Here is a 21,689-nt window from a genome sequence, read left to right as displayed (position 1 = left end):
CGGGAGTCAGCGGCGGGTCGGCCCGTCGCGGCCGTCGTCGTCCCCGTGCGGGCCGAGCAGTTCGTCCGCGAGGGTCGGCAGGTCGTCCAGCGGGGTCTCCTCGGCCCAGTCGCTGCGCCGCCGCTGCCGCTCGCCGGCCGCCTCGGGGGCGACCTGGGGCAGCTCCCGCGTGCGCTCGTCCGGCGCGGCCGCGCCCGGGGCGCCGCCGCCCGCAGGGTCCGCTTCAGCGCGCGCCGGGGCCGCGGCGCCGTCCCGGTCCTTCCGGAAGAAGTCGGCCGGGACACGGTCCTCGGGGGCCTGGGGGCCTCCTCCGTCCCGCAGTGGCGGGAGGACGGCCGTGTCGTCGACGGCCGGCAGGGCGGAGGTCTCCGCCTCGTCGGCCGGGCGGCGCGACGGCGCGGCGTCCTCCTCGCGGACCGTGCGCAGCACGGTGGTCTCGTCCTCGGCCGGGACCTTGCGCAGCACGGTGGTCCGGTCGTCGGCCTCGGGGACGGGCGGGCGGGGGACCTCCTGGGTGACCTCGTCGGGATCGGCCTGCCCCTCGGTGCCGGGGCGGACGGCCGGTGTCGGGACGGTGACCTCGTTGGCCGACTCGGCGGCCGCCTGCTCCGCCGCCCGGCGGGCGGCCTCGGCCTTCAGCAGGGCCTCCTCGGCCCTGCGCTGCTTCTCCAGGCGGCGGGCCTCCGCCTCCGCCCGCAGCCGGGCCTCCTCCTCCGCCCGGCGGCGCAGGCGCTCCTGCTCCTCCTGACGGGCCTTCTCCTCGGCCTCCCGGCGCCTGCGCTCCTCCTCGGCCCGCAGCCGGTCCTCCTCGGCACGGCGGCGCTCCTCCTCGGCCTTGCGCTCGGCCTCGCGGCGGCGCGCCTCCTCCTCCTCGCGGCGCTTGCGCTCCTCCTCCTCGGCACGGAGCCGGGCGAGCTGCTCCTGGCGCTCGCGCTCCAGGCGCTCCTCCTCGGCCTTCCGGCGCGCCTCTTCCTCCGCCCGGCGGCGGGCTTCCTCCTCGGCCTTGCGCCGCGCTTCCTCCTGGGCCCTGATCTCGGCCTCGGAGAGGGGCAGCAGCAGGTCGAGCCGGTGGCGCACGACGGTGGTGACGGCCTCGGGCTCCTGTCCGGCGTCCACCACCAGGTAGCGGCCGGGATCAGCCGCGGCCAGGGTGAGGAACCCGGAGCGCACCCTCTGGTGGAACTCGGCCGGCTCGGATTCGAGCCGGTCCGGTGCCTCGGTGAACCGCTCGCGGGCGGCCTCGGGGGACACGTCGAGCAGCACGGTGAGGTGGGGCACGAGGCCGCCGGTGGCCCAGCGCGAGATGCGGGCGATCTCCGTCGGGGACAGGTCCCGCCCGGCGCCCTGGTAGGCGACGGAGGAGTCGATGTAGCGGTCGGAGACGACGACCGCGCCCCGTTCCAGGGCGGGCCGCACCACGGTGTCGACGTGCTCCGCGCGGTCGGCCGCGTACAGCAGGGCCTCCGCGCGGTGGGAGAGCCCGGCGCTGGAGACGTCCAGGAGGATGGAACGCAGCCGCTTCCCGATCGGGGTGGCGCCGGGCTCGCGGGTGACGACCACCTCGTGGCCCTTGGCCCGGATCCAGTCGGCGAGTGCCTCGACCTGGGTCGACTTCCCGGCGCCGTCACCGCCCTCGACGGCGATGAAGAACCCTCCCGCCGTGGGGGCCTCGGCCGGGTCGGCACCGCCGCGCAGGGCGTCCCGCAGGTCCCTCCGCAGCGGCACACCGGAGCGGTCGTCGGCCCTGGCGAGGACCAGGGCGGCGACCGGCAGCAGGAGTGCGCCGACCAGCATCAGCGTGAACGCGGCACCGCCGTGCGCGAAGACGAGGTCGCCGCCGGCGAGCCGGTGGGGCCCGATGGCGGCGGCGAGCAGCGGCGCTCCGACGGCGGCGAGCGCGACCGCCACCCGCACGACGGCCTGGAGGTGCTCGGTCAGCCGGGGGCGGCGCGCCTGCTCGGTCTCCTGGTCGATCAGCGTGTGTCCGGTGTTCGCGGCGGCACCGGCGGCGAGCCCGGCGAGCACGGCCAGGACCACGACGGTCGCCGTGTCGGGCACCAGGCCCATAGCCAGCAGCGCGACGCCGGTGGTGGCGACGGCCAGGGCGAGCAGTCGGCGGCGGGAGAGGGACGGCAGCACGGACCCGGCGGCCCGGATGCCGGCCCCGGTTCCGCCGGTCAGTGCCAGGACGACAAGGGCGAAGCCCGCCGGACCGGCGCCGAGGTCGACGGCGTGGAGCACCGCGACGGCCGCCGCGGCCGCGACGGCGGCGGCGACGGAGGCGCAGGCGAGGACGAACAGGGGGATGCCGCCGGTGCGGCCCCGGTCGGCTCCGCTGCCGGCGGTGGGCCGGCGCAGGCCTTCGAGCGGGGAGCGGGGGCGCGGGGTCTGCGTGCGCGGCAGGGTGACGAAGGAGAGGGTGGACACCGAGGCGGCGAACAACCCGGCCGCCACGTAGGAGCCGAGTGCGGCCTGGTGGGTGGTGAACCAGTCGACGCCCGTGCCGAGCGCGTTGCCGGCCAGGGTGGCGGCCAGGAGCACGGCGGCTCCCGCCGGGATCACGACGAAGGCCGTGCGCACCCACAGCCGGCGCAGGGCGTCGAGATGGTCGGGCTGGGGGCGTACGGCCGCGGCCTCCGGGGGCGGGCTGGGCAGCAGCGCGGGGGCCGCGCCGTCGCGGGCGACGGTCCAGACGCGCTCGGCGGCTCCCGCCAGGAAGACGGTGGAGAGGAGGAAGGCGAGGGCGTTGTCGCCGGTCCAGTCCAGCCACAGCGGGGCGACGACGAAGAGCGCCAGGCGGACCCCGTCCGCGCCGACCATGGTCCAGCGCCGGTCGAGGGGGCCGCCGGCGGCGGTCAGGGAGGTCAGGGGGCCGAGCAGGACGGCCCCGAAGAGCAGCGTGGCCAGTGCCCGGACCGCGAACACGGCCGCGACGGCGAACGCGGCGCCGCGGTAGCCGCTGCCGAAGGCGTCCGACCGCACCGCGGCCTGGAGGGCGAGAAGCAGCAGGACCAGCAGACCGGCCGCGTCACCGGCACCGCCGAGGACCTGGGCGTTCCACAGTCTGCGCAGCTGGGGGCGGCGCAGCAGGGCGCGTAGGGCACGTTCCCGCGAGTCCGCGGCGAGGGCGTCGTGTGAGGCGTCGGAAGCAGTCTCTGAGGCGGTCCCCGTGACCGCCTCCTGCTCGGCTGGCTGCTCGGCTCGCGTCATCCGCCCAGCCTATCCGGAGTGGTCAGCGCCCCGGTGCGGTGTCCGAACAGACGGCCGCTTTGTCGCACAGTTGTGAAGCCCGTGTGCGGGCGGGCGCCGGGCGCACGCCCCGGGGCGGCAAGCGGGGAGACGGTCCACACCCGGCCCGCAGGCGGGGCGGTGCGGAGCCGAGGGCGGCCCGGGCGGGCACCGCGGGGGCGCCCGCCCGGTCCGGCTAGTCCTCGGTGGCGGTGGCGGTCCCGGCCGCCGTCTTCCCGGCGGCCGTGGTCTTCTTGGCCGCGGTCGCCGCGGTCTTCTTCGCCGTGGTCTTCTTGGCCGCCGTCTTCTTCGCCGGGGCCTTCTTCGCCGGGGCCTTCTTCGCCGGGGCCTTCTTGGCCGCCTTCTTGGCCGCCTTCTTCGCGGGGCCCTTGGCCCGCTTCTCGGCCAGCAGCTCGTAGCCGCGCTCCGGTGTGATCGCCTCGACACTGTCACCGCTGCGCAGCGTGGCGTTGGTCTCGCCGTCGGTGACGTACGGGCCGAAGCGGCCGTCCTTGACGACCACCGGGCGCTCGCTGACGGGGTCGGTGCCCAGTTCCTTCAGCGGGGGCTTGGCCGCGGCACGGCCGCGCTGCTTGGGCTGCGCGTAGATCGCGAGCGCCTCGTCCAGGGTGATCGTGAAGAGCTGCTCCTCCGTCTCCAGGGAGCGCGAGTCAGTGCCCTTCTTCAGGTACGGGCCGTAGCGGCCGTTCTGCGCGGTGATCTCCACGCCCTCGGCGTCGGCGCCGACGACGCGCGGCAGCGACATCAGCCGGAGCGCGTCCTCCAGCGTGACCGTGTCCAGGGACATCGACTTGAAGAGCGAGGCCGTGCGCGGCTTGACCGCGTTCTTGCCGGTCTTCGGGGTGCCCTCGGGCAGGATCTCGGTGACATAGGGACCGTAGCGGCCGTCCTTGGCCACGATCGGGCGGCCGGAGACGGGGTCCGTGCCCAGCTCGAAGTCGCCGCTCGGCTTCGCGAGCAGTTCCTCGGCCAGTTCCACGGTCAGTTCGTCGGGCGCGAGATCGTCGGGGACGTCGGCCCGCTGGTGGTTCTCGGCGTCCTTCTCACCCCGCTCGACATAGGGGCCGTAGCGCCCCACGCGCAGCTTGATGTCGTTGCCGACGGGGAAGCTGGAGATCTCCCGGGCGTCGATGGCGCCGAGGTCGGTCACCAGTTCCTTGAGGCCGCCGAGGTGGTCGCCGTCGCCGTTGCCCGCCTCCGAGGCGGCACCGGCCGCCTCGCCCTCACCGAAGTAGAAGCGCCTCAGCCACGGCACGGCCTGGGCCTCGCCCCGCGCGATGCGGTCGAGGTCGTCCTCCATCCGCGCCGTGAAGTCGTAGTCCACGAGCCGCCCGAAGTGCTTCTCCAGCAGGTTCACCACGGCGAAGGAGAGGAAGGACGGCACCAGGGCCGTGCCCTTCTTGAACACATAGCCGCGGTCGAGGATGGTTCCGATGATCGACGCGTACGTCGACGGGCGGCCGATCTCCCGCTCCTCCAGCTCCTTGACCAGGGATGCCTCGGTGTAGCGGGCGGGAGGCTTGGTGGCGTGGCCGTCGACCGACAGTTCCTCGGCCGTCAGCGCGTCGCCCTCGGCGACCTGCGGCAGGCGGCGCTCGCGGTCGTCGAGCTCGGCGTTCGGGTCGTCGGCGCCCTCGACGTACGCCTTCATGAAGCCGTGGAAGGTGATGGTCTTGCCGGAGGCCGTGAACTCCGCGTCCCGCCCGTCGGCGGCACGGCCGCCGATCCGCACGGTGACGCTGTTGCCGACCGCGTCCTTCATCTGGGAGGCGACGGTCCGCTTCCAGATGAGCTCGTACAGGCGGAACTGGTCACCGGTCAGGCCGGTCTCGGCGGGAGTGCGGAAGCGGTCGCCCGAGGGGCGGATCGCCTCGTGGGCCTCCTGCGCGTTCTTGACCTTGCCGGCGTAGGTGCGGGGCTTCTCGGGCAGGTAGTCCGCGCCGTACAGCTGCGTGACCTGGGCTCGGGCAGCCGCGACGGCCGTGTCGGACAGCGTCGTGGAGTCCGTGCGCATGTAGGTGATGAAGCCGTTCTCGTACAGCTTCTGGGCGATCTGCATCGTCGCCTTGGCGCCGAAGCCGAGCTTCCGGGACGCCTCCTGCTGGAGGGTCGTCGTACGGAAGGGCGCGTACGGCGAGCGGCGGTAGGGCTTGGACTCGACCGACCGGACGGCGAAGGAGGCGTCCTCCAGTGCGGCGGCCAGGGCCCGGGCGGCGGACTCGTCCAGGTGCAGCACCTGCGAGGACTTGAGGCCGCCGTCCGCGCCGAAGTCGCGGCCCTGGGCGACGCGCCGGCCGTCGACCGTGTTCAGCCGGGCGGTGAGGACCGCCGGGTCGGAGGCGTCCCCGCTGCGGCCGGTGCCGAAGGTCCCCGTGAGGTCCCAGTACTCGGCGGAGCGGAACGCGATGCGCTCGCGCTCCCGCTCCACGACCAGCCGGGTGGCCACGGACTGCACCCGGCCCGCGGACAGCCGCGGCATGACCTTCTTCCACAGGACCGGCGAGACCTCGTAGCCGTAGAGGCGGTCGAGGATGCGCCGGGTCTCCTGGGCGTCGACCATGCGCTTGTTCAGTTCGCGCGGATTGGCCACGGCCTCCCGGATCGCGTCCTTGGTGATCTCGTGGAAGACCATCCGGTGGACGGGCACCTTGGGCTTGAGGACCTCCAGCAGGTGCCAGGCGATGGCCTCGCCCTCACGGTCCTCATCGGTGGCGAGGTAGAGCTCGTCGGATTCGGCGAGCTGCTCCTTGAGCTTTCTGACCTGCGCCTTCTTGTCGGCGTTGACGACGTAGACCGGCTGGAAGTCGTGTTCGACGTCCACACCGAGGCGTCGGACCTCCCCGGTGTACTTCTCCGGCACCTCGGCGGCGCCGTTCGGCAGGTCGCGGATGTGCCCGACGCTCGCCTCGACGACATAGCCGGGGCCGAGGTAGCCCTTGATCGTCTTCGCCTTGGCAGGCGACTCGACGATCACGAGTCGGCGGCCGCCCTGTGCGGTCTCGCTGGTCGGGGACAACTTCGCTCTTCTCTCCGGTCGACATCCGATGGGCGCTCGCAGGGGCGCTGCGCGGCACCCGTCGTGCGGTGCCGGCGCGACGGCCCCTGCCGTGACGCTGCTGTCGCTGCGGAGTGTGACGGTACAACCCGCCCCCGTGTCAAACGGCAAAAGCCCGCAACGGCCACTCGAACGGTAACCCGACTCATGCCCTTTATGCCGCCCGGACCGGCAGCTCGGTGTCCCGGCAGGGCCTCACAGGCGGCCGAAGCACCAGACCCCGAGCGTGAGGAACGCCGCACCGAAGAGGATGCCGAGCACGGTGGCGGTGGCGGGGTTCACTCCGTGCGCGACCGGCTGCCGGTGGCCGAGGCGCACACCGGTCCACAGCAGGAGTCCGGCTCCGAACAGCGCGAACGCCGTTCCGGCGAAGATCGCTGGTCCGCTCTCCATGGCTCCACCCGGCCTTTCCCTGGCACCTGTGCGCATCGGAGGCCGAGGTTGGCACCTTCGGACGTCGCCGATGCGAATTCCCGGTGAACGGCACATGGGATCACCCGCTCGGTCCCGCCGGGCGGGCGTGGCGCGGGAATCTCACACCCCGCGGCCTCGCCGGCGGACGGTGCACGACCCCGCGGAGCGGACAGTGGCCGGATCGAGCGGGAGACCGACCGGAACCGATCGGTGCGGGCCTCCCCGGGTGGCGCCGGCCCCGCGGGGAAGCACATCCGGCCCTCCGGGGAGCGCACGGGTGTGCGCGCAGCCCCGGCCGACAGGGCGCCGGGCCGCAGCTGCCGCCCGCGGCCGCCCGCGGCCGGCGTCGGCGTCGGCGTCGGCGTCGGCGGATCAGAGCACCGGCTCCAGGAACCCCTCCTCCACCAGGAGCCTCAGCGCCCGCGGCGTCCGGTCGCGGAGCAGCACCGGGTCCTCGTCGATCAGCTGGGCGATCGCGTCCAGGATGCGTCCCGCGCTCAGCGTGCCGTCGCAGGCGCCGGCGAACCCGGCACCGACCGTGTCCACCGTGGTGGCCCTGCGCATCCCGCGGTTCTGGCGCAGCACCACGTGCTCGGGGTCCTCGGCGCCCGGGAGGCCCACCTGCTCCTGGACGACCTCGGCGGCCAGCCGGAAGCGGTCGGCGAGCAGGGCCGCGTCGTCGCGTGTCCGCAGGTAGTCCTGGCGGTCGAAGTGCGCGCGGACCGTCTCGCCGAGCGGCTGCTCCACGGGGTGGGGCCACTCCTCGACGACGACCGACGGCCGGTCCGAACCGGACTTGCGCAGCGTGATCCAGCCGAAGCCCACGGCCTTGGTGTCCCGCGCCTCGAACTCGTCCAGCCAGGCCTCGTACCGGGCCGCATAGGCGTCGGGGTCGGTGCGGTGGTCCCCCGCGTCGCGGAGCCACAGCTCGGCGTACTGGGTGACGTCCTGCACCTCGCGCTGCACGATCCAGGCGTCGCAGCCGCGGGGCACCCAGGAGCGCAGCCGGTCCTGCCACTCCTCTCCCTTCACGTGCTGCCAGTTGGCGAGGAACTGGGCGTAGCCGCCGTCGTTCAGCCTGTCCCCCGCCTGCTGGACCAGCAGGCGGCACAGGTCGTCGCCTCCCATGCCCCCGTCGCGGTAGGTCAGCCGGGCACCGGGGGAGATCACGAACGGCGGGTTGGAGACGATCAGGTCGTAGGTGTCCGAGCCGACGGGCTCGAAGAGCGAGCCCTCGCGCAGATCGGCGTCCCCCGCGCCCGAGAGCGCCAGGGTGAGGCGGGTGAAGGCGAGGGCCCGGGGGTTGAGGTCCGTCGCGGTCACCCGGGTGGCGTGCCGGGCCGCGTGGAGCGCCTGGATCCCGGAACCCGTGCCCAGGTCCAGGGCGGAGGCGACGGGGGTCCGCACGGTGATCCCGGCCAGCGTGGTCGACGCCCCGCCGACGCCGAGGACGACGCCCTCCGGCTGGTCGCCCGCTCCGCCTGCCCCGCCCACGGCGCAGCCGAGGTCGGAGACGATGTACCAGTCCTGGCCCTCCGGACCGCCGTAGGGGCGGATGTCCACGGCGGCGAGCACCTGGTCGCCGTCGCGGGTCAGCCAGCCCCCGTCAAGGCATTCCTCCAGCGGCAGCGCGGTGCGGGCGCGTTCGAGGGCCACCGGCCTCTGGAGCAGGAACAGGCGCACCAGCGCCTCCAGGGCGCTGTCCCCGCGGGTGGCCCGCAGGGCGGGGACCGTCTCGCTGCGGGCCAGCGCCGCGTAGGCGGGGGCCCCGAGCAGGTCGAGGAGGCCGTCGGCGGTGAACTCCGCGGCGGCGAAAGCCTCGCGGAGTCGTCGGGCGTGGTCGGCTGTGGGAAGGGTGGCGGTGCTCACCCGTCCATTGTGGGGGGAGCCGCCGACAGTTGCCGCCCGCGGCACCGGCGTCCCGCCTGCGGGCTGCGCCCTGCTGCCGCCTCAGGGGGCCGCTCCCCCAGGGCCCGGACGGGCCGGAGCGTGCGGGGTGCCCCGGGCCGGTCCGAGCGCGTCGGACGCGTCACCGCACGCCGGCGCCCGCCGCCGGTGCGGCCCGGCGCCTCGCGGCGCCGCCCCGGCGGGAGGCGGCGCCGTCCGGGTTCAGGCCGCGGGTGAGGCGGAGGATCCCGAGGCGGGGCTGGAGGCGTCGGCCCGCTGGCAACCGGGCTGCTTCGCCATGGCCGCGCCGAGCTCGCCGGACTGGAGCTTGTTCAGGGCTTCCTGGTCCATCGTCTCGATCTTCTTCAGGCCGTCCGCCACGCCCTGGAGTCCGTCGGCGAACTTCTGCTGGTCGTCGGGGTTCAACCCGTCGATCTGGTCCTTGAGTTTCAGGTACTCGGCGGCGGTGGCCTCCAGCTCCTTCACCGCGTCGTTCTGGAGCTGCTCGCCGTTCTCCACGGGCGGAACCCCGGCGTCGCGTACCGCCTTCGCGAGCGCGTTGTCCGCTGCCGCGATGTCCGCGAACGCCTTGGAGTCGGCGGCCTGGATGTCCGCGGGCTCGCCGTCCGCCGCCGTCGAGATGATGGCCTGCTGGGCGTCGGCCCTCTTCTGGATCTGCGGCTCGGCGGCGTCGCAGACCTTCTTGGCCCAGTCGTTGACCTTCTCCTCGCTGTCGTCACCGCATCCCGACAGCACCAGCACCAGCACCGCAGTGCCGGACAGCACGGCCGCAAGTCTCTTGTTCACCGGATCGGTCCCTTCCAAGGCGCTCTCGGCCCCGGAACATACACGCCGCACGGGTGACGCCCATACGCGGGAAGTCCGCTTCATAAGCTATTGAAGCCATTTGCACCAAGGGAGAGACGTCTCACTCCACAGCACCCGACGCCTCTGCCGCGAGGACGGACCGGCAGGCACGGACGGACGGCGCATCACCCCGCGCCACCGCCCGGATCATGACGGGCCGTCACCCTCCCCGTGCGCCGTCCGCAGCGCAAAGCCCTGGCCCCGGGCGGCCCGGGGGCCGGGGCTCCGCCCGCGATCACCTCATGGCCGCCGGGCCCGGCGGGGCGGCGTCCCGGTCGGGTGCGCCTCCCTCGTCGCCCACGGCGATCCCGCGCCGTTTGGAGACGTAGACGGCACCGGCGATCACCAGCACGGCCACCACCGACACCAGGGCGCGAATCCCCGCGTCGGCGTCCTCTCCGAAGCTGAACTGCACCACTGCCGGTGCGATCAGCAGGGCCACCAGGTTCATCACCTTCAGCAGCGGGTTGATGGCCGGCCCGGCGGTGTCCTTGAACGGGTCCCCGACCGTGTCCCCGATCACCGTGGCCTCGTGGGCGTCACTGCCCTTGCCCCCGTGGTGGCCGTCCTCGACCAGCTTCTTGGCGTTGTCCCAGGCGCCTCCGGAGTTGGCGAGGAAGACGGCCATGAGGGTGCCCGTCCCGATGGCTCCCGCGAGGAAGGCACCGAGCGCCCCGACGCCCAGGGTGAAGCCCACGGCGATGGGCGTCAGCACGGCCAGGAGCCCCGGGGTGGCCAGCTCGCGCAGGGCGTCCTTGGTGCAGATGTCCACCACGCGCCCGTACTGGGGCTTCTCCGTGTAGTCCATGATCCCCGGGTGCTCCCGGAACTGCCGCCGCACCTCGTAGACGACCGCTCCGGCGGACCGGGAGACCGCGTTGATGGCGAGCCCGGAGAAGAGGAAGACCACCGCGGCCCCCAGCACGAGGCCGACCAGGTTGTTGGGCTGGGAGATGTCCATGACCAAGGTCATGGGCGCGCCGTCGCCGAGGGTCTCGCCCACGTCCCGCGCGGCGGTGGCGATCGCGTCGCGGTAGGAGCCGAAGAGCGCCGAGGCGGCGAGGACGGCCGTGGCGATGGCGATGCCCTTGGTGATGGCCTTGGTGGTGTTGCCCACGGCGTCGAGGTCGGTGAGCACCTGGGCACCCTCCCCCTGGACGTCACCCGACATCTCGGCGATGCCCTGGGCGTTGTCGGAGACCGGGCCGAAGGTGTCCATGGCGACGATGACGCCGACCGTGGTCAGCAGCCCGGTCCCGGCCAGCGCCACCGCGAAGAGCGCGAGCATGATCGAGGTGCCGCCGAGCAGGAACGCCCCGTACACCCCAAGTCCGATCAGCAGCGCGGTGTAGACGGCGGATTCGAGGCCGATCGAGATGCCGGCGAGGACGACGGTGGCCGGACCGGTCAGGGAGGACTTGCCGATGTCGCGCACGGGCCGCCGGGTCGTCTCGGTGAAGTAGCCGGTCAGCTGCTGGATGAGGGCGGCGAGGACGATGCCGATCGCGACGGCCACCAGCGCCAGGATCCTGGGGTCGCCGCCGTGCCCGGCGATGTCCGGGTCCTCGACGCCGTCCAACTGCGCGTAGCCGGAGGGGAGGTAGGAGAAGACGGCGACGGCGACCAGGCCGAGGGAGATCACCGCCGAGATGAAGAAGCCGCGGTTGATCGCGGTCATCCCGCTGCGGTCCGCGCGCCGGGGCGCGACCGCGAAGATGCCGATCATCGCGGTGACCACGCCGATCGCCGGGACGATCAGCGGGAAGGCGAGCCCGGCGTCCCCGAAGGCCGCCTTGCCGAGGATGAGGGCCGCCACGAGGGTGACGGCGTAGGACTCGAAGAGGTCCGCCGCCATTCCGGCGCAGTCGCCGACGTTGTCCCCGACGTTGTCCGCGATGGTCGCCGCGTTGCGCGGGTCGTCCTCCGGGATGCCCTGCTCGACCTTGCCGACCAGGTCGGCGCCGACGTCGGCGGCCTTGGTGAAGATGCCGCCGCCGACACGCATGAACATGGCGATGAGAGCGGCTCCGAGACCGAAGCCCTCCAGAACCTTGGGGGCGTCCGCCGCGTAGACCAGGACGACGCAGGAGGCGCCCAGCAGACCGAGGCCCACCGTGAACATGCCGACGACGCCCCCGGTGCGAAAGGCGATCTTCATCGCCTTGTGGGCGACCGAGGTCAGGTCCTTACCGGGTTCGCCCTTTTCCAGGCTCGCCTCGCGGGCCGCCGCGGCGACGCGCACATTGGCGCGCACCGCCAATCGCATTCCGATGTAGCCGGTGGCGGCGGAGAAGGCCGCACCCACCAGGAAGAACACGGATCGGCCGATGCGCTGGGGCCAGTCGTCCGCGGGGAGGAGGAGCAGCAGGAAGAACACGGCGACCGCGAAGACCCCGAGGGTGCGCAGTTGCCGGGCGAGATAGGCGTTCGCGCCTTCCTGGACGGCCGCCGCGATCTTCTTCATGGACTCGGTGCCCTCGCCTGCGGCGAGGACCTGGCGCACCAGCAGCTGGGCCACGACCAGCGCGGCGAGTGCGACGACCGCGATGACCACGATGATCACCCGGTTGCCGTCGGTCAGCACCGCGTCGGCGAGGAAGGGTGGAGGTTCGGCCGACTGAGGGAGGGAGAGCCCCGGCATTCGTCCTCCTTGATGTTCAGACCTCAAGATGTGGACGGAGTGTAGGGAGCAGAACACGATCAAAGAAGGGCACAGAATTTTTCGAGGGTGTCGTTCTGCCACCTGAAATTGATCAGGTTGACACAATGTTTGCGCGATATACCGGAAGGCCGTAACGGGCCAAGGGTATGCACCCCGAGAACGGCTATCCGGGAGCCTGGACAAAGGCCCTGTTCAACAGGCTTCCCCCCGCGCGAAAATCTTCTCGGCCGCGACACGCGTAATCACCCGTACGGCCCTCACCCGGACGGGGTGGGGCCGACGTGGATCTGTCCGAAGGGGTTCGGTGTCCGCGGGCGGTCGGACCAGGCGCAGGACTCTGCGGCGGGGCCGGGCCTCGGCGGAGCGGGCCTCGGGAGGCAGGCTCCGGGCCTCGGGGGCGCGGAGGCCGTCTCACTCCGCGGGTGCGCCTCTCGGCGGACGCCGTCCGGTGCGGGCAGCGCGGGTGCCTCGGCCGGGCCGGGGCGACGGTGGCGCCGCTCCCCGCGGTCCCACCGCGGACCGGCGGGACCGAACGACGGGTGGAACTCAGACCGCCGGAGGTGGCGTCGCCGGCCAGCTCATGCGGATCACGCCGCCGACGTCGGTGGAGGAGACCTCCATGTCGTCGACAAGGCCGCTGATCACTGCGAGGCCCATCTCGTCCTCCTCCTCGGATTCCGCGGCCCCCTCGGCACCCTCCGGACGCCCGTCACCGGGATCAGCCGCGCCCACGCCGGTGACCTCGTCGCCGACCTCGATGGAGAACGCCTTCTCCTCCTCGGAGAGCACGACGCGCACGGGCGACGTCAGACCGTGGCTGCGGTGCAGCCCGACCGCGCGGCTGCACGCCTCGCCGACGGCGAGCCGGACCTCGTCCAGCACCGCCTCGTCGACCCCGGCGCGCCGCGCCACGGCCGCGGCGACGAGCCTGGCCGTCCTGACGTGCTCAGGCTGCGCACTGAAGCGGAGCTCGACGGTGGCCATACGGATCCCCCTGGAGAGAGCGAGCGTGCGTGCCAGGGGCCCGGGCTGGCGGCCCGGTCCCCCTTCCCTTCTTCCGGCAGTCCGGGCGACCGTCAGTCCGTCGCCGCGACGGCCTCTTCGACCGTGGTGTGGATGGGGAACACCTTGGTGAGGCCGGTGATCCGGAAAATCTTGAGAATGCGCTCCTGGTTGCAGACCAGGCGCAGCGAACCCTCATGGGCACGCACGCGCTTCAGGCCGCCGACGAGCACGCCCAGGCCGGTGGAGTCGAGGAAGTCCACGCCCTCCATGTCGACAACCAGGTGGTAGCTGCCGTCGTTCACCAACTCGACCAACTGCTCGCGCAGCTTGGGCGCGGTATAGACATCAATCTCGCCACCGACCTCGACGACCGTACGGTCGCCACCAGGGCCGGACACATTGCGAGTCGACAGGGACAGGTCCACGGATCCTCCAGCACCTTGCTATCGAGCGGCCGCCTCTCAGGTCTCCCGAACGGAGCCGGAGGGCGGTCGCCAGCCGCCATGGCATTCAATCACTTACCAGCAGCCATGCACGACGCCTTGGGACCATTGTCCGTCATGCCGGTGACACACTCGGTGCCGATGGCCAAGAAACAGCGTCCCAGTCGACCCCCCGCGACCGGGGAGGACAGGCCCTCCCCCGGAGAGGTCCTCGACCGGCTCACCGCAGGCGGGAGCCGGGCTGCGCGCATCACTCATACGGAGCACCTGCCCCCCAGGGCGGGGCGCCATGCAGTCTGGCCCCACCGCATCCGCTCCGAGGTGATCTCCGCCGTCCGGGAGGCCGGTGTCGAGCACCCGTGGACGCACCAGGCAGAGGCGGCGGAGCATGCGCTGGACGGCACCTCGGTGGTGATCGCCACCGGCACGGCCTCCGGGAAGTCCCTGGCCTACCTGGTGCCGGTCCTGCACACCCTCCTCGACGGGGCCGAGGCCGCGAACGGGCGCGGCACCACGGCCCTCTACCTGGCCCCGACCAAGGCCCTGGCGGCAGACCAGCGGCGTGCCGTCAGGGAGCTGGCCGCACCGCTGGGCAACCGGGTGCGGCCCGCGGTGTACGACGGGGACACCCCGGTCGAGGAGCGGGAGTGGGTGCGCCAGTACGCCAACTACGTCCTGACCAACCCGGACATGCTGCACCGGGGCATCCTCCCTGCACACCCGCGCTGGTCCTCCTTCCTGCGCTCGCTGCGCTACGTCGTGGTCGACGAGTGCCACACCTACCGGGGAGTGTTCGGCTCCCACGTCGCCCAGGTCCTGCGCCGCCTGCGCCGCCTGTGCGCCCGCTACGGGGCGGACCCCGTCTTCCTGCTCGCCTCGGCCACCGCGGCGGACCCGGCCGCCGCCGCCGGGCGCCTGACGGGCGTGCCCGTACGGGAAGTCGCGGACGACGCCTCACCGCGGGGCGAACTCGTCTTCGCCCTGTGGGAGCCCCCGCTGACCGAGCTGCACGGGGAGAAGGGGGCACCCGTGCGGCGCACGGCGACCGCCGAGACGGCGGACCTGCTCACCGACCTGACCGTCCAGGGGGTGCGCAGCGTCGCCTTCGTGCGCTCGCGCCGGGGCGCCGAGCTGGTCTCCGTGATCGCCAAGGAGAGGCTCGCCGAGGTCGACTCCTCGCTCCCCCGGCGCGTGGCCGCGTACCGCGGGGGCTACCTGGCAGAGGAGCGGCGCGCACTGGAGCGCGCCCTCCACTCCGGCGAACTCCTGGGGCTGTCCGCGACGACCGCTCTGGAGCTGGGGATCGACGTGTCGGGGCTGGATGCCGTGGTGATCGCCGGGTACCCCGGGACACGCGCGTCCCTGTGGCAGCAGGCGGGACGGGCCGGACGGTCCGGGCGGGGAGCCCTCGCGGTTCTGGTGGCCCGGGACGATCCGCTGGACACCTATCTGGTGCACCATCCGGAGGCGCTGTTCAGACGCCCCGTGGAAAGCACCGTCCTCGATCCGGACAACCCCTACGTGCTGGCGCCGCACCTCTGCGCGGCAGCCGCCGAGGCACCGCTGACGGATGCCGACCTGGGGCTCTTCGGACCGGCCGCCGCGGGGCTGATGCCTCAGCTGGAGCGCGCCCGGCTGCTGCGCCGCCGAGCCTCCGGATGGCACTGGACGCGCCGCGAACGCGCCGCGGACCTGACCGACATCCGGGGCGGCGGGGCGCAGCCGGTGCAGATCGTGGAGGCGGGCACGGGGCGCCTGCTGGGGACGGTGGACGAGGCCGCCGCGCACGCGTCCGTGCACGACGGCGCCGTCCATCTCCACCAGGGCCGGACCTATCTGGTGAAGCGGCTCGACCTGGAGGACTCGGTCGCCCTGGTCGAGGAGGCATCCCCGCCGTACTCGACCACGGCGAGGGACACCACGGCCGTGTCCGTGCTGGAGACCGACGTCGAGGTCCCCTGGGGCGCCGGGCGCCTGTGCTACGGCTCCGTGGAGGTCACCAGCCAGGTCGTGTCCTTCCTTCGCCGCAGGCTCGTGACGGGCGAGGTGCTCGGGGAGACCAAGCTGGACCTGCCGCCCCGGACGCTGCGTACCCGTGCGGTGTGGTGGACGGTCACCGAGGACCAGCTGGACGCGGCGCGGATCGGCCCGGAGCAGCTCGGCGGGGCCCTGCACGCCGCCGAGCACGCGTCGATCGGGATGCTGCCGCTCTTCGCCACCTGCGACCGCTGGGACATCGGCGGGGTCTCGGTGCCCCTCCACCCGGACACGCTGCTGCCGACCGTCTTCGTGTACGACGGGCATCCCGGCGGCGCGGGCTTCGCGGAGCGGGCCTTCCACACCGCGGCCGAGTGGCTGACGGCCACCCGTGAGGCCATCGCCTCCTGCGAGTGCGAGGCGGGGTGCCCCTCCTGCATCCAGTCGCCCAAGTGCGGCAACGGCAACGATCCGCTGCACAAGCGCGGGGCGGTCAGGCTCCTCGGCGAGCTGCTGCGCGCCTCCCCACGCGCTCCCCGGGCGGCGGATCCGGCGCCGGGCGCACCGCGGGACGCGGACACCGGCGCCGAGTCCGGTGAGCAGGGCAGTCCGGCGTGGCCCGCGGCCGACGCCGCGGGCGAGGCCCCCCGCGGCACGGAGGGCTGACCCCGGCGGCGCACCGTCGGCCTCGCCGGGCCCCCCGTGCGCGAGGCCCTCCCTCCCACCGTGCGGAAGGCCGGCGCAAGGGCGGCGGGGTGCGCTGCGCGCCATGCCTCCGGCGGCCCGGCCCGGGCCCTGCTGTGCAGCGTGTACGGGCCGAGGCGCACGGCCGCGGTGACATCGGCGAGCTCGCCGCTCACCGCGCAGCGGGCCACCTCGGCCCGGTGCGCGCGGGCCACGGCGCGCGCTCGGTCGCAGGCCGCGAGCGGGCCGCGGAGGGCGTGGTCCGCGGCGGCCAGGGCCGCGAGATCCGCCGCCGCGGCGGCCCGGTGCCGGGCCACGGCGGCCTGGCCCAGCGCGAGGGCGACGGCGAAGACCGCGCACAGCACGGTCGCGAGCGAGGCCACCCAGACCGTGGCCGACCCAGCGTCCCGGGGCCGGTGAGCGCAGCACCTCACCGCGGCACCGCCCCGGGTCCCGCCCCCGGCGCGGCGCCCACCGCACCTCCCGCTACCGCGCCGGGCACGGTACGGCTCAGGTACGCGCGGGCGCCGTGACGGTCCGTGCCCGGCTCTCCGCGGGGCCGGGATGCGCCGGCGAAGTCACCGCCGTGCACGGTGTCCTCCGCCAGGGCGGCCGCCTCGGCGTCCAGCGTGAGTCCGAGCCCGCCGGGCCCGGGTGCGTCGGCCTCGACCCGTACGTGCCAGAGATCGCCGCGCCGTGACACGGCCACCCGCGCCCCCCGGGGCCCGACGGAGCGCGCGGCGGCGACGGCCACCGGGACGGGCTCGGACCGGGCTGCCGCACGCGCACCGGCGCGCGCGGCGTCCACGCACTGGATCTGGGCCGCGGCCGCCGTCAGCGCCCAGACCAGCCCCATGGCGAAGGCCACCAGAGCAGGCAGGGCCATCGCCGCCTCGGCCGTCACCGATCCCCGGTCGCCCCGCCGGGGGCGCGTCGGGACCGGCGCGGCGCGCCTGCTCCGGAGCCGGGTCGCCGACCGGACGCGGTACGGCGCTCTCCGCTCAGAACTGGACATCGAGTGCCCTGCCGACCACCGCTTCGAGAGCCTGGGCCACCGCCCCGCTGGTGACCACCTTGTAGAGGACGGCGGCGAAGGCGCAGGCGGCGATCGTGCCCATCGCGTATTCGGACGTGGTCATCCCGCGATCCCCGCGGAGCGCGGCCAACCGGCCGCGGAGGCCGAGCAGGTGGGCGGTCGAGACGCCGGTGCCCGGACGGCGGTTGCGGCGCGGTGGCCGCCGGAAGGTCTTCGGGGTAAGGGACATGAGGGTGCAGAACATGCTCGACCTCCAGTCGAGAGTGGTTTCCGTGGATGTGGTGCAGGAACGTGGTGGGAGGGCGTGCCTCCACCGGCTCCGGTCGCCGCGCGAGTCGTGTCTCCGGGCCCGCCGTTCAGGCCCGGCCGACGCGCCCCTCGTCGCGGGAGCGCCGGGGCCGACGCCCGCCGCCCGTCGGAGTAGGTCCGTCAGGCGGGAGGGAGCAGGCCGCCCGCCAGCCCGATGAGCACAGGTGCGACGCCGATCGCGAGGAACGCGGGGAGGAAGCAGAGCCCCACGGGCGCGGTGATCCTCACCTGGGCGCGTCGCCCGCGTGCGACGGCTCTGCGGGCGCGCGCGGCCCGTAGCAGGTCGGCGGTACGCGCCGTCGGCTCGGCCGCCGGGGACCCCGTGGCGTCGGCGCGTTCCAGGCAGCGGGCGAGCGCCTGGGCGTCGAGCGCGGCTCCGAGCCAGGCCCAGGCCTCCGCGGGTTCTCTCCCGAGCCTCAGCTGTGCGGTGACCGCGGCAAGGCAGCCGCCGGCGGCTCCGCCCAGCGACTCGCCCACCGCCTGGGTCGCTTCGCGAGGTCCGGCTCCCGCGGAGAGGCAGGCCGCCAGGAGGTCCGCGGCGAGCGGCAGTTGCCGTCCCGCCTCCTCGGGCGGGACCGTCCGGGCGGCGTACGCGAGGGAGGCCCGACCGTCGTGGGCGGGTGCTCCGATGCCCCGGGACCTTGCGGGCCCTGCCCGTGAGCGGCGGCGCAGCGCGGCGTGGAGAGCCAGACCGGCGACGAGCCCCACGACAGCGCCCGTCACGCCCTCCAGCAGGGCGGCACAGGCAACCGCCGTGCACAGGGGCCCGGTGAGCGCTCGCGCCCGGGGCCGCCGAAGGCGCGTACGCGGTCCCCGGGGTCCCCGAAGGCCCAGCAGCGCCTCGCCGCGGCGCCGTGCGGCGGAGGTCCGGCGGCCGTCGAGAAGCAGGGGGACCAGGCTGCCGACCGCGGCCAGGACGGCGCCTGCGGCCAGGAGCCGGTCCGGCGGGCCGCCGGTCATGCCGCCTCCCCCGACCGTACGATCCTCGTGGCCCAGTACATGCCTGCGGCCTCCAGGGCCCCTCCGACGGCCAGGCAGGCGAGCCCTGCGGGAGAGTGGAGCAGCACGCGCAACGGGTCCGCGCCGAGTGCCCAGCCCATGCCGAGCCCGGCCGCCGGCAGCAGCGCCAGCAGGACGACCGTGGACCAGGCACCGGCCAACTGCGCGTCGAGGTCGTCCTGCCGGTCCCGGTCGGCGCGCAGCGCGGCCTCCAGTCGCTCCAGACCGGCGGCCAGCCCGGCGCCGCTGCCCACCGCCACCTGCCAGCAGGCCGCCATCCCGGCCAGGCCCTCCGCCCCCGGTAGCCGTGCGGCGGTCCGCAGCGCGGCCGACACGTCGCCGCCGAAGCGCGCGGCGGCCAGCACGGCCGCCTCCGCCTCCCCGAGGGCCTCGGTCTGCCGTGCGGCGAACCTCAGCGCCTGTCCGGGCTGGAGGCCTGCCCGGAGTTCCGCGGCGACCGCGCCGCACAGCGCGACCACGGCCTCGGCCTGCCGCCGTGCGCGGGCGCGCCGCTCCCTCCGGAGCAGCGCGCGGCGTACCAGCGGCACGGCGGCAGCTCCGAGGGCGAGAGGCAGCGGGGAGGACCCGAGCACGGCCAGGACGAGGGCCAGGGGCAGGCACAGCCACTCCCGGTGGCCCCGTGCGGCCTCCTCGGCCTGCTGCCACGACCATGGCGGGCGGCGGCCCGGTGCGGCGGCACGGGGCAGGATCAGGGACACACGCCGCCTCCCGCGCTCCGCTGCGACCAGCAGCGAGGCCGCGGCACCGGCGCAGACAGCCGCGGCGCACAGCGGCTGGTCCACCGTCACGACTCCTCCCCCGTCAGGTGCAGCAGTCGCGGCCAGCCCGCCTCCCGGGTGAACCCGTCCGCTCCCCAGCGCAGCGCGGGCACCGTGACGACGAGCCCGGCGGAGTCCCTTTCCAGGACGTGCAGTTCGGCCAGCCGTCGCCTGCCCTGCCGGTCGCGTGCGAGGTGGATGACCACCGACAGGGCGGCGGCCACCTGGCTGTGCAGGGCGGCCCGGTCCAGGCCCGCGGCAGTGCCGAGTGCCTCCAGCCTGGCAGGGACGTCGGCGGCGGCGTTGGCGTGGACGGTGCCGCAACCCCCCTCGTGACCGGTGTTCAGGGCGGCCAGCAGCTCGGTCACCTCCCGGCCGCGCACCTCCCCCACGACCAGCCGGTCCGGGCGCATCCGCAGGGCCTGCCGCACGAGGTCCTGCAGGGTCACCCGCCCCGCGCCCTCCTGGTTGGGGGGCCGCGACTCCAGGCGCACCACGTGCGGGTGGTCCGGGCGCAGCTCGGCCGAGTCCTCGGCGAGCACGATCCGCTCCCCGTGGCCGACGAGGCCGAGGAGGCTGCTGAGCAGGGTGGTCTTTCCGGAGCCGGTGCCGCCGCTGATGAGGAACGACAGGCGGGCGGCCATGAGGGCGCGCAGCACGCGGTCCCCTCCGGGCGGGAGGGTTCCGGCCTCGACGAACTCCCGGAGAGAGAAGGCCCGGTGGCGGGCCACACGCAGGGAGAGGCAGGTGGAGCCGACGGCCACCGGCGGGATCACGGCGTGGATGCGGGTCCCGTCGGGGAGGCGGGCGTCGACCCAGGGATGGGCGTCGTCGAGTCGGCGTTCGGCGACGGCGGCCAGCCGCTGCGCCAGGCGCCGTACGGAGGCGGCGTCGGCGAAGGTGACGCCGGTGAGCTCCAGACCCCCGCCCCGGTCGACCCACACCCGGTCGGGAGCGGAGACCAGGACGTCGGTGACCTCGGCATCCGCGAGGAGGGGCTCCAGCGGCCCGGTGCCCACCAGCTCACCGCGCAGCTGGGCGGTGACGCCGAGCACCTCGGCGTCACCCAGGAGGCGTCCCTGGGCCCGCAGGGCGGCCGCCACCCCGGCGGGAGTGGGTTCGGCCCCGCTTTCGGCGAGTCTCTGGCGGACGGCTTCCAGCAGTGCGGCGCTCATGCCGTCGCCTCCGCGGTGAGCGCGCTGCCCCAGAAGGCCGTGCAGAAGCGGGCGAGAGGTCCTCGGGTTCCGGCGCCGGGGGGTCTGCCGTCGTGCAGGGCGGCGGGCAGACCCGGGTCCGCTGGCAGGTCCCCGGCGAGCGGGAGACCGAGCGCGTCCGCCACCCGGCGTTCGTCGAGCCCGGGGGCGTACGGGCCGCGGGCGACGACCCGGAGGTCCGAGAGGACCATGCCGATGGTGGACGCGACACGCTGGGACGCCGCGACGGCGCGCAGCTCTCCCGGGACCACCAGGAGGCCGAGGTCGAGTTGGGCGAGCGCCTCGGCCACCCCCTCGTCGACCCGGCGGGGGAGGTCCACGACGACCACACCGCCCCTCCGCCGGGCGGCCGAGAGCACCGAGCGCATGGCCTCGGCGGGCACCGCCACGAGGTCGCCCCTGTCCCAGCTGAGCACGCGCAGCGCGTGGAGCCTGGGGAGCGACTCCTCGAGGGCCCCGCCCCCGACGCGGCCCTTCGAGGCGGCGAAGTCGGGCCAGCGGCGGCCCTGTGCCTGCTCACCGCCGAGCAGGACGTCCAGCCCCCCGCCGAGCGGGTCCCCGTCGACGAGCATGGTGCGCCTGCCCTCGCGGGCCGCGGTGACCGCGAGCGCGCAGGCGAGGGTGGAGGCCCCCGCGCCGCCCCGGCCGCCGATCACCCCGACCGTCAGCGCGGGCCGCCCGACCCCCTCGGACACGTCCGCGATCCGGTCGACGAGCCAGTTCTCGGACTCGGGCAGGCACAGCACCCCGTCGGCGCCGATCCGGACCGCCTGCCGCCACACGTCGGGGTCGTCCTGGTCCCTGCCGACGAGCAGCACCCCGCCGCGCCGGGGCACGCCGCGGCAGCGGTCCGCCGCATCCCCTCCGACGAGGATCAGCGGGGCCGCCTCCCAGATGCCGCGCCGTTCGGGAACGGTGTGGTGGACGGCCGGCTCCGCACCGGCGGCGGCGCACAGGCGCAGCAGGTCGTCCAGCAGGTCCACGTCCTCGGTGACGATCAGGGGGCCCTCGCGGCGGTGCTCGCCCGCCGGGCTGTGCTGCGCTGCATTGGCTGCGACCACGGTCCACCTCTCTCCTGCGCATGCGCCCGGTACGGCGCGACGCGCGTG

At 74.6% G+C, this 21,689-nt stretch carries 15 protein-coding genes and 1 pseudogene; 1 reads left to right on the top strand and 15 read right to left on the bottom strand.

The features are described from left to right. Positions 1–6: 6 nt before the first annotated feature. The 8 genes from tmk to bldG all read right to left on the bottom strand — a co-directional run bounded on the left by tmk (position 7) and on the right by bldG (position 13,564). The gene (tmk, locus tag NPS70_RS04525) at positions 7–3,210 is read right to left on the bottom strand and encodes a dTMP kinase (protein WP_256522662.1); all 3,204 of its coding nucleotides are present in this window, start codon (positions 3,208–3,210) and stop codon (positions 7–9) included. 214 nt (positions 3,211–3,424) lie between these two features. Further along, positions 3,425–6,265: a type I DNA topoisomerase gene (topA, locus tag NPS70_RS04520; RefSeq protein ID WP_256522661.1), complete on the bottom strand. Its 2,841-nt coding sequence runs from the start codon at positions 6,263–6,265 to the stop codon at positions 3,425–3,427. Between the two features lie 234 nt (positions 6,266–6,499). Beyond that, complete coding sequence (locus tag NPS70_RS04515) at positions 6,500–6,697, bottom strand: hypothetical protein (protein WP_256522660.1); 198 nt, start codon at positions 6,695–6,697, stop codon at positions 6,500–6,502. Between the two features lie 393 nt (positions 6,698–7,090). Beyond that, positions 7,091–8,587 carry a class I SAM-dependent methyltransferase gene (locus NPS70_RS04510; protein WP_256522659.1) on the bottom strand — a complete coding sequence of 499 codons (1,497 nt, stop codon included), beginning with the start codon at positions 8,585–8,587 and terminating at the stop codon, positions 7,091–7,093. 240 nt (positions 8,588–8,827) lie between these two features. Further along, on the bottom strand, positions 8,828–9,412 hold the full coding sequence (locus NPS70_RS04505; RefSeq protein ID WP_256522658.1) for a small secreted protein: 585 nt from the start codon (positions 9,410–9,412) through the stop codon (positions 8,828–8,830). Between the two features lie 295 nt (positions 9,413–9,707). Continuing rightward, entirely contained in the window at positions 9,708–12,113 is a 2,406-nt protein-coding gene (locus tag NPS70_RS04500; protein WP_256522657.1) for a sodium-translocating pyrophosphatase, read from the bottom strand. A gap of 567 nt (positions 12,114–12,680) precedes the next feature. Further along, positions 12,681–13,118: an ATP-binding protein gene (locus NPS70_RS04495; RefSeq protein WP_256522656.1), complete on the bottom strand. Its 438-nt coding sequence runs from the start codon at positions 13,116–13,118 to the stop codon at positions 12,681–12,683. 92 nt (positions 13,119–13,210) lie between these two features. Then, entirely contained in the window at positions 13,211–13,564 is a 354-nt protein-coding gene (gene bldG, locus NPS70_RS04490) for an anti-sigma factor antagonist BldG (RefSeq protein WP_078075833.1), read from the bottom strand. Positions 13,565–13,642: 78 nt separating this feature from the next. On the opposite strand from bldG, the gene NPS70_RS04485 reads away from it, so the two are divergent. After that, positions 13,643–16,225: a DEAD/DEAH box helicase gene (locus NPS70_RS04485; RefSeq protein ID WP_256522654.1), complete on the top strand. Its 2,583-nt coding sequence runs from the start codon at positions 13,643–13,645 to the stop codon at positions 16,223–16,225. A gap of 173 nt (positions 16,226–16,398) precedes the next feature. Here the strand turns inward: NPS70_RS04485 and NPS70_RS28845 are convergent. The 7 genes and pseudogenes from NPS70_RS28845 to ssd all read right to left on the bottom strand — a co-directional run. Next, positions 16,399–16,608: pseudogene (locus NPS70_RS28845) on the bottom strand (Rv3654c family TadE-like protein); the annotation flags it as partial. A gap of 65 nt (positions 16,609–16,673) precedes the next feature. Beyond that, the gene (locus NPS70_RS04475) at positions 16,674–17,147 is read right to left on the bottom strand and encodes a TadE family type IV pilus minor pilin (RefSeq protein ID WP_374211937.1); all 474 of its coding nucleotides are present in this window, start codon (positions 17,145–17,147) and stop codon (positions 16,674–16,676) included. Positions 17,148–17,244: 97 nt separating this feature from the next. Further along, positions 17,245–17,382 (bottom strand): DUF4244 domain-containing protein, encoded by a 138-nt coding sequence (locus NPS70_RS04470; protein ID WP_374211936.1) that lies wholly within the window; start codon positions 17,380–17,382, stop codon positions 17,245–17,247. 326 nt (positions 17,383–17,708) lie between these two features. Then, positions 17,709–18,548: a type II secretion system F family protein gene (locus tag NPS70_RS04465; protein ID WP_256522653.1), complete on the bottom strand. Its 840-nt coding sequence runs from the start codon at positions 18,546–18,548 to the stop codon at positions 17,709–17,711. Further along, positions 18,545–19,390, bottom strand: coding sequence for a type II secretion system F family protein (locus tag NPS70_RS04460; protein WP_256522652.1), 846 nt, complete (start codon positions 19,388–19,390; stop codon positions 18,545–18,547). The genes NPS70_RS04465 and NPS70_RS04460 overlap by 4 nt, the downstream gene beginning before the upstream one ends. Positions 19,391–19,392: 2 nt before the next feature. Next, positions 19,393–20,541, bottom strand: a complete 1,149-nt coding sequence (locus tag NPS70_RS04455) for a TadA family conjugal transfer-associated ATPase (RefSeq protein ID WP_256522651.1) — start codon at positions 20,539–20,541, stop codon at positions 19,393–19,395. After that, the gene (gene ssd, locus NPS70_RS04450) at positions 20,538–21,641 is read right to left on the bottom strand and encodes a septum site-determining protein Ssd (RefSeq protein ID WP_256522650.1); all 1,104 of its coding nucleotides are present in this window, start codon (positions 21,639–21,641) and stop codon (positions 20,538–20,540) included. The genes NPS70_RS04455 and ssd overlap by 4 nt, the downstream gene beginning before the upstream one ends. Positions 21,642–21,689: the final 48 nt, after the last annotated feature.

The sequence above is a fragment of the Streptomyces sp. C10-9-1 genome (assembly GCF_024497955.1).
GTDB classification, from domain to species: Bacteria; Actinomycetota; Actinomycetes; order Streptomycetales; family Streptomycetaceae; genus Streptomyces; species Streptomyces sanyensis.
Note: the sequence above shows the minus strand (reverse complement) of the source record. Positions and strands in the feature narration are given on the sequence as shown.